At 36.1% G+C, this 8,520-nt stretch carries 10 protein-coding genes; 8 read left to right on the plus strand and 2 right to left on the minus strand.

Annotated features, from left to right (window positions below):
- Positions 1 to 180 precede the first annotated feature (180 nt).
- The 6 genes from M899_RS08075 to M899_RS08100 all read left to right on the plus strand — a co-directional run bounded on the left by M899_RS08075 (position 181) and on the right by M899_RS08100 (position 6,049).
- Positions 181 to 1,053 carry an MlaE family ABC transporter permease gene (locus tag M899_RS08075; RefSeq protein WP_021270947.1) on the plus strand — a complete coding sequence of 291 codons (873 nt, stop codon included), beginning with the start codon at positions 181 to 183 and terminating at the stop codon, positions 1,051 to 1,053.
- Between the two features lie 8 nt (positions 1,054 to 1,061).
- Positions 1,062 to 1,814: an ABC transporter ATP-binding protein gene (locus M899_RS08080; protein ID WP_021270948.1), complete on the plus strand. Its 753-nt coding sequence runs from the start codon at positions 1,062 to 1,064 to the stop codon at positions 1,812 to 1,814.
- A gap of 48 nt (positions 1,815 to 1,862) precedes the next feature.
- Positions 1,863 to 3,233, plus strand: coding sequence for an MlaD family protein (locus M899_RS08085; protein ID WP_021270945.1), 1,371 nt, complete (start codon positions 1,863 to 1,865; stop codon positions 3,231 to 3,233).
- 10 nt (positions 3,234 to 3,243) lie between these two features.
- The gene (locus M899_RS08090) at positions 3,244 to 4,233 is read left to right on the plus strand and encodes a hypothetical protein (RefSeq protein WP_021270946.1); all 990 of its coding nucleotides are present in this window, start codon (positions 3,244 to 3,246) and stop codon (positions 4,231 to 4,233) included.
- 230 nt (positions 4,234 to 4,463) lie between these two features.
- On the plus strand, positions 4,464 to 5,459 hold the full coding sequence (locus M899_RS08095) for a hypothetical protein (protein WP_021270950.1): 996 nt from the start codon (positions 4,464 to 4,466) through the stop codon (positions 5,457 to 5,459).
- On the plus strand, positions 5,456 to 6,049 hold the full coding sequence (locus tag M899_RS08100) for an L-threonylcarbamoyladenylate synthase (protein ID WP_021270943.1): 594 nt from the start codon (positions 5,456 to 5,458) through the stop codon (positions 6,047 to 6,049). Before M899_RS08095 ends, M899_RS08100 begins: the two co-directional genes overlap by 4 nt.
- On the opposite strand, the gene M899_RS08105 is transcribed toward M899_RS08100, so the two are convergent.
- Positions 6,039 to 6,569: a DUF721 domain-containing protein gene (locus M899_RS08105; protein ID WP_021270951.1), complete on the minus strand. Its 531-nt coding sequence runs from the start codon at positions 6,567 to 6,569 to the stop codon at positions 6,039 to 6,041. The two genes, M899_RS08100 and M899_RS08105, sit on opposite strands and share 11 nt — an antisense overlap.
- Before the next feature lie 56 nt (positions 6,570 to 6,625).
- Here M899_RS08105 and M899_RS08110 point away from each other — a divergent pair, with 56 nt between their 5' ends.
- Both M899_RS08110 and M899_RS08115 read left to right on the plus strand, forming a co-directional pair.
- Complete coding sequence (locus tag M899_RS08110; RefSeq protein WP_021270944.1) at positions 6,626 to 7,303, plus strand: hypothetical protein; 678 nt, start codon at positions 6,626 to 6,628, stop codon at positions 7,301 to 7,303.
- Positions 7,293 to 8,246, plus strand: coding sequence for a DNA polymerase III, delta subunit (locus M899_RS08115; protein ID WP_021270942.1), 954 nt, complete (start codon positions 7,293 to 7,295; stop codon positions 8,244 to 8,246). The genes M899_RS08110 and M899_RS08115 overlap by 11 nt, the downstream gene beginning before the upstream one ends.
- 58 nt (positions 8,247 to 8,304) lie before the next feature.
- On the opposite strand, the gene rpsT is transcribed toward M899_RS08115, so the two are convergent.
- Positions 8,305 to 8,520, minus strand: a 216-nt coding sequence (rpsT, locus tag M899_RS08120; RefSeq protein ID WP_034728532.1) for a 30S ribosomal protein S20, incomplete at its 5' end; no start/stop codon positions are given.

Below are 8,520 nucleotides of genomic sequence, written 5' to 3' on the forward strand. Positions count from 1 at the left end.
TGTTTTCTTATTAGAAACAAGGGCCACAAGGCCTAGGCCGGCCGCCAAAATTACTACTAAACCAATTGATTTTTTGTTCATAGATACCCCTTTAGAGCTAAATATTTATCGCAACGCGTTGTTTTGTGCAAGTTTACAAGATTCATATTGTAAACATTACCCATTAATTTCAGAGTCTTAATGCGTTACTGGTCGCCTTATGGAGAATTCTTTAGTAAACTTGTAGGAAGAATCTTAAAAAGTGAAAATTACGTGAAATCGATTAGCTCGAGAATGGCACTCTTCACAGAGCTGCTGGGAAAAAATGTTATCAAAAATGTGGCCGGGCTCGGTCGTATCTTCGATTATATCGGACATTTTTTCTATTGGACTATGAAACCACCTTTTAGGTGGAATCTTTTTTTTGAGCAAATGCATTTCATTGGAAACAGATCATTGTTCATCATTCTTCTCTCTGGTTCATTTACCGGAATGGTAATGGCCTATCAAACATACTTTGGTTTCAAATTAATTTCTGTAGACTCACTGGTTGGTCCAGTTGTTGCGATTACCTTGGCCCGTGAATTGGCCCCCGTTCTTACGGGATTGATTGTTGCTGGCCGTGCGGGTGCTGCGATGGCAGCAGAGATTGGTACAATGAAAGTTACGGAGCAAATCGATGCTCTTGAGGTTATGGGAATCTCATCAATTCAATATCTTGGTGTTCCTAGAATCCTAGCAGCGACTTTAGCTGTACCTATGCTTTCAGTTCTTTTTCAATTCATTGGTAACGTAGGTTCCATTATTGTTGGAACAAAGGCCCTGATGATTGATGAGGTTATATACCTCTCAAAATTGGGCGAGTTTATGTTTATTCAAGATATAGTACAGGGTGTAATTAAGGCCTTTGTTTTTGGATTTGTTATTGCCATTATTGGAACATATTTCGGATTTCAAGTGACAAAAGGTGCTGAGGGAGTAGGTAAAGGGACAAACCTTGCCGTTGTTTGGGGGATGATTTCAGTTCTTGTTCTGGACTACTTCCTAACTAGTTTTCTTGTACATATTTTATAAGGGAAGAAATGCTACAATTCGAATCGCCGGCCATTTCATTTAAAAATGTAACCAAAACTTTTGGGAACCATACGATTTTAAATAATCTGAGCTTTGATATTCCCAAAGGGAAGATTACGACGATTCTTGGATTCTCAGGTGCTGGGAAGTCGACAATGATGAAGCATATCCTAGGTCTTTTGACTCCAAGTGTGGGGACAGTTGAAGTTCTAGGAAATAATCTTGCCGAGATGACATCACTACAATTGAGAGAATTCCGTAAAAATTATGGAATGCTTTTTCAATATGCTGCTCTTTTTGATTCTTTTACGGCCCACGGTAATGTGGCCTTTCCGTTAGTGGAATTTACAAAAATGTCTAAAGAGCAGATTGATGAAAGAGTAAAAGAGCTTCTTTTGTCAGTGGGTTTAAAAGAAGAGTCTCATTTTAAATTGCCTTCAGAGCTATCTGGGGGGATGAGAAAAAGAGTTGGTCTAGCGCGTGCATTAGCACTAAGTCCGCAAATCATGCTTTATGATGAGCCGACTACTGGTCTAGATCCAATTACAACAAAAATGGTGAACGAACTAATTGTAGAGACTTCGGTGAATCATAAAGAAATAGGGCTAACGTCAATTATTATCTCTCACGATATTAAGGCGACTCTAGAAATTTCCGACTTCATTGCATTTTTAGATCGTGGTAATATTGTTGAATATCTGCCTGCTAAAGAATTTAAAAACTCATCGAACCCATTGGTTCAAGAGTTTGTTAATCTCTAGTGGTGGTAAACTGATTTTGTCAGTTAAGCTCGAAAGAGCGGAGTATCGATGAACGAATTTAAAGTTGGGCTAATGGCCCTAGCAACAATGGCCGCAGTTGTTGTCTTATCATTGAAAATTACATCAAACCAATCTGGTTTTGGTACTTACGTCGCTTATAAAACAATTGTTCGCGATGCTTCTGGTATTTTCCCGAAAACTCCAATTAAAGTTGCAGGGATTAGTGCTGGTAGAATTAAGTCAATTGAGCTTAAAGGAAATAACGCTCATATTACTTTCGAAGTCTTAAATGATGTAACTGTAACAAAAGATACTAAACTTCGTATTCGTTCAGTAGGTTTCCTAGGCGATAAGTATTTAGAACTTTTTATCGGACAAGATAAAGATCTTCTAACGGCCAATAGTTATATTGAATCTGATGAAGGTGGTGGAGTTGAGGCCCTAGTAAGAGAGGCCAACGAAGTTATGAAAGATGTAAAAATCATCATTTCTTCTGTAAAAGAGTCTGTTGCTCCAGCAGGACAAGAGCCACCAATCAAAGCAATGCTAAGAGATTTCAAAATTCTCGCGGCCAATGCTAAGGATGTTAGTGAAAGTTTAAAGAGAATCGTTTCTGGAAACGAAGAAAAACTTAACAATATCGTGGCCAACTTCGACAGCTTTGCAGAACAAATTGCTTATCACACTGATACAAATGAACCTGAAAGTGCCATGGCAGATGTTAAAAAGATTTTAGCAAATGCAGAGAGACTGACAGGGGATTTAAAAGAAATCGTGGCCGACATTAAAGGTGGACGCGGAACACTTGGAAAAATTCTTGTTGAAGAAGAAATTGCAGATGAAGTTAAAGAAACACTTGCTGGCGTAAAGAAAATGGTTGGCCGTGTTGATGCAATTAGAACAGAGGTTGCTGTCTTCACTGGTGGGAATACAAAATATGGAGCAGACTCATTTGCTCAACTAAAAATCTTCCCTAGCCCAGAAAGATTCTACCTTTTAGGAGTATCTACTTCGGAGTTCGGACCTGAGACAGAAACAGATACAACTAGAATTGTAGATGGTGTTACAAGCTCAATTGTTGAAAAAGAAAGAATTCGCGACAAAATACGCTTTGATGCTCAAATGGGTAGAAGAATTCATGACTGGACGATTCGTGGTGGATTCATCGAATCATCAGCTGGTTTCGGATTTGATTACGATATTTACAACTGGGGAACTCGTCTATCTGCTGAACTTTTTGATTACAGAAAAGATATTGGTTTCAACTTCAGACTCTCAACAGAGTTCCAAATCTGGAATGTTCTTTATGGACGTATTGCAGGGGAAGACATGTTAGAGGATAATAGAAGCGCAACGTTTAGTGCAGGTTTACGCTTCAATGATGAGGATCTCAAAGGATTACTGGGATTCTTCCTATAGAAAGGACTCTATGGAAAAGAATTGGCTGATCAGAACTCGGTCAAAGAAAATTTTAGGACCCATCTCAAAAGAGAAGCTTGTTGAATTTGTTAACAAGGGGTCCCTTGTACCTGAAGATGAAATTACATCGGGTAATGGCTATTGGTTCAAAGTTAAAGAAAAAGACCTCGTAGACAAATATATAATGGGTGATATTCCACAAAGTTTTAACCCAATCTCAGAAGCACCAAATATTCTTACGGCCTTCAATCAAAAAGAGAGAGAAACCACAGCATCTTTCAAGCCCTCTGGATTACCTAGAGAGATTGTTGAAAAGAGTGGTGAAGTACTTCCAGAAAATGATGATCTTGATTATCCAGATCCAAATGCCGTTATTCCAGACCAGGATGACTTAGAATATCCAGACATAAATGCTATGTCTCAAGATAATTATGATTTTGAATTTGACGACCATACTGTCGTTTCAAATAATATAAATTTGAACGATCTTAAAAATCCTCCTAAAAAAGAGAGCGCTCCAGCTCCTGCCTTTGAAGATGAAGATGATCTCGATACTGAAGCACTCATTCCAGAAGACTCAGACTTAGAATATCCTGAGGTATTCGCTGCTAGTGATAGAAAAAGTGCTGAAGCTGAAGTTGAAATAGAAGAATTAGAGGCATTAGAAGTCCCTGCTCCTAAAGTTGAGCAACTTCCTCCTAGGCCAGAAGTTAGTGAAAAACCTAAGGCCAGTGCAAAAGTTGATAAACCACAAAAGAAAGTGGTGAAGAAGAAAACAATCAAAAAAACGAAGGCCACAAAGGTTGCTCCTAAATCGCAACCAAAACCTCAAAAGGGAATGAGAAACGATTTTGTCTTTTTATTTCTATTGATTGGTTTAGTTCTAATGGCCTTCTATGGTGTTTTCTACTATTGGACAGAAGTTCTTCATAAAGATATCCCATTTGTGAGCTCTGCAAATGCACAAGAAGTTGTTGTCCCCGTAAAAAAAAAAGCCTGATTGTTTCTGATAAAATTGAAACATCTCTTGGTACATTAACGTTAGAAATCAGTCCTATTAGAGCGGATATCGTTGTTTCAAGTTTAAAGCGAACGCCTACGGATTGTAGTGATTTTAACGATTTTTATACACAGCTTTATTACATCATTCTAAAAAAGACAGACAAGATCAGTGCCTGGAAATCCATTGAGGAAAAGTGTTCGGTTACATTCCCTCCAGAGCTTCAGTTGATGAAGAGTATTCTTGATTCAACAGACTTTAATTTGAAACAAGTTGAAGCTCTCGTAAAGCAATTTCAACTCGAAGAAACAACAGCAGATTATCTACAAAAAATAATCACTCAAAAAGAGAAAAACGGCAGCTTTCACTTCATAAAATTAGATGAATATTTGAAACAAGTCCAAGATAGTAAAGATATGGCCGAAATTTATTATGCCAATAAAAACTTTATGAAATTCTTGGATGATTCAAAATCTTTTTATTATAAAAGAGTTTTTACACCACTCATTGCTCTGAATGCTGGTAACGAAAGTTGGTTTTATTCTTCTTTAAATGAATTAATGATGACTGATCCTCGTCGTGTTTATTTTGAAAAGAATTTTTTAAGTGAAAAGAAAAGTTCAAATTATAAAAAAATGGTTCAAGAAATTTTTAAAAAATATATGAATCGTATCAATGTTGACTATGAGCAAATTGCATTCTCACTCTATATGTCCCATTACTCATTTGATGAAGATATTTTCTCTGAAGTGAGTTATGCGCAAATAAAAGATGTTATAAAAAGCGATCGCAAATCAAGACTTCTCTTCCCATTATGGCTTTATGGAATTTATAAAAATGGCACGAGTTCAGATTTTTTGGAATATTTTAATTCTGCCACAAATCTAGAAAATTTAGATCGTTTAAATATTGATCAATTTCAAATTTTTGAATTTAGCTGGCCTACCAACGACATTAAAAGAGAAGTACTTGTTTCTAAATTAATTCAAATTGGACAAGATAAAGATGAGTTTTCTAGATATCTTTTTAGTTCATTATTGGGCAATGAAACAATAAGATCATCATTCAATCAATCAAATAAAAAAATTGATACCCCGCAATTTTCTTTGAGTAGAAGTTTTTACAAGAGTTCACTAGAAGATGGTGTTGGAGTGGTTTTTTCACTATATAATTTAATGAAAGCAGGGGATTTAAATAAGCTATATCTTTGGTGGTTAGTGTTATGATAGAAAAATTATTTGTCTACCCAACTGATACAGTTTGGGGAATTGGTGGAAGTATTTTCGTAGAGAATAATCACAAAAATATTGCACTTGTTAAGGGAACTTCTCCAGATAAACCCCTTTCTATACTTTTTAAAAACATTTCTCACTTAAGGGAATATTTCAATTTACCTGAGAAATTAAATGATTCATGGTTGCGAGAGTTTTTTAATATGGGAACATCACTCGGTGTTCCTGTTACATTTGCAAAAAATCCTTTTCCTTCATGGGTCAATTGCGGCAGTGAAATTGTGTTTGTTAGGGTATTAAATTTTCCATTTGTAGAAAAGATGATCAATGAAGCAAAGGCACCCATCTTTACAACAAGTTTAAATTTAACTGGCCAACCACCTTGCATTGAATTTTCAGATGCTAAAGCATTCTTTGATGATCACCTTAAGATTGAAAGTACTTTTGTCGACACAAAAGAGCTTGTTCCCTCTGGAGAGTCTTCTACAATGGTCATTCTTGATAGTGATCTTTCTACGAATATTTCTCGTAGGGGAAGTCGTGTTTTAGAAGTTCAAAAACATATTGAAAAACTTAATCATTAAAATAGTGATTTTGAATATAAATTGAGATCATTTGTTCTTTGATCTCATCGTCCTCAAGATCACTGAAAATCCCTTGGGCCTTTCGTTCCAATTCTTTATAGCGAGGAGATTGTTTGTGAATAATAATCTCTTTTTCTTCGATCTTGGCCTTCACTCGGTTTGCATGTGAGTTTACTTGCTCTTGGAAGTGACGAGGATTATTTTGAAATTTAATAGAGTTAATTTTCCCTTTCAAAGCGGGGTAGTGTTCTACAATTTTCGCTTTGATCGTTTCTTCTAAAAAGCCCAAGTGCTGAGCAAAAACAGAATGATTAGAAAGTATGGTAAGAGTTCCATACTGTAGCTTCAATGGGATTGAATATTTGGCGAATTTCTCTCCAATAATCATATGCCAGTTTTCAATTAATGAAAGAAAATCAAATGTATCATCGCTAAATACATTTGAAGTCATAGGAGATGAATTTTTTAAAGAATCAAACGAGCTATCTTTCAAGAGTTCGTTAAGAGACTTAAATTTCATGAAACCGCCGGCATATAAGAGAAGACAAACAATTTTTAGAAGAGTATAGTTACCATGTGAAGATTATCAAATCAAAACTCACGATTCTTTCGCTATTTCTTGTATTTCTACAAGGTTGTAGTGGCTACCATGTAAATAAGCGTACTAACCCTTTTGTAGGTTATGGCATAAAGCATATTACAATTCCAATGTTTTATAATCGCTCAAATATTGCTGGTGTGTCGGCCCCTTTTACGAAGGAATTTTCTAGCGTCATTTCTACTTTTCCAGATATCCGTGTCACTGCAGGGAATCACAAAGATGCAGATGCAGTAATGATAGGCGTCATTGATTCATCTCAATATATTCAAGATACTGTCGTAAATACTTCGACCTTATTTTTATCAGGGGATCTGAAAGATAGTATCGGTAATAGAAATCCATTTTATGTGGCCACGAATTCATCATATGATTTATCTCTTAGAGTTATGATTATTAGAAGACCAACTAAGCAAGAAATCGAATTGGTGTCTGGTGACTTAGGATCTTTTATCAAAAAGAATTCAAAGATTGTCTTTGATGAAACTTATAAACTAACGGGAAGTGTGCAAAGAGTTCTTGAGCCATCTCAGACAAGTGATACTGGTGGAGTGGTGAACTTTACACGAAATTTAGAAGTCTTCAAAAAGAGTGTGCGCTCACTTGCTGTTTCTACGGCAAATTCATTTAGAGAGGTCGTTCTAAATGCCTTCTAAACAATTTCCTTGGGAATTTATTAAATCTCATAAAGAAACAATTGATGTGAAGAAGCCTGGTATGTGGGGCCTTCACTTTCCTGATATATACTGCGAAAGAGTTTTCATTGATAGAATTCCAAGACAACTTGGTGGTGGGGTTCTTCACACCCTTCACGCTAGTGACATCAATGTTGATTGGCTTGAAAATACGATTAACACAGTTGATTTTTTCAGTTCTCAAGATTCATATTTAATTATTGAATCACAGAATTTATCAACTGCAGTTGTGAAGTTTTTAACTGAAAAAAAACTAACTATCGAAGATCGTTTTTTAATTTTTTCATTCAATAAATCTTCTACCATTTTTGACAAGCTTGAGAAGGCGAGTGGTGGAAATTTTGTAAAAGTAGAATCTCCCAAATTTTGGGAGTTTAATAAATATTTAGACTTTTTCACTGACATCCTAGGTGTTGATCTGTCTAGTGACGCCAAGAACTACCTACTTTCGAGTGTTGAAAGTGACGGGGCATCTTTTTTTAATGCCCTCAATATTTTGAAACTATATCAAGAAGATGGCATGGCCATCCAAGCGGCCACTGTAAAAGAGTTAATCGGACAAACAAAGATCGACAATTTTGAATTGGCCAATATGTTTTGCGCAAAAGGCTTTAGAGGTTTCTTTGGTAGACTTGTGCAAATTGAAGATGATTACGATGGGCTAAGAGGGGTTTTCTCTTTTATGCAATCACATCTTTTTAAGATTATTGATACATCACAAACTGAGGCCAAGCCTCGTCAAAGCCAATATGACCGCGCTATTATGCAGGCCAAAAGAGTATGGCAAAAAGATGACCTCGTTAGGGCCATGCAAATGTTCTCTGAATTTGAAGTGCTTGCTAAGTCGAAAGATAGAGCGCTTGTCACGCAACTTAGATTAAAATACTTTAGATCGCCAAAATAAAAAAAAATATACCCATCGATTGATGGGTATATTTTTATATATCTGTCTTAAATTCTAATTAAGCTAGTTTGCTAACTTGAGCAGCAAGACGTGCAGTTTTTCTAGCAGATGTATTTTGCTTAGAAACACCGGCCTTAGCTAGTTTCGCAAGAAGTTTTTGCGCGTTAACTAGTAGTTCAGCAGCTTTAGCCTTATCACCAGCTTCGATAGCAGCACGAACTTTCTTTACAGCAGTTTTAGCAGCAGTTTTTTTCATTGTGTTTCTAGCGTTTTT

This window comes from Bacteriovorax sp. BSW11_IV, assembly GCF_000447755.1.
GTDB lineage: Bacteria > Bdellovibrionota > Bacteriovoracia > Bacteriovoracales > Bacteriovoracaceae > BSW11-IV.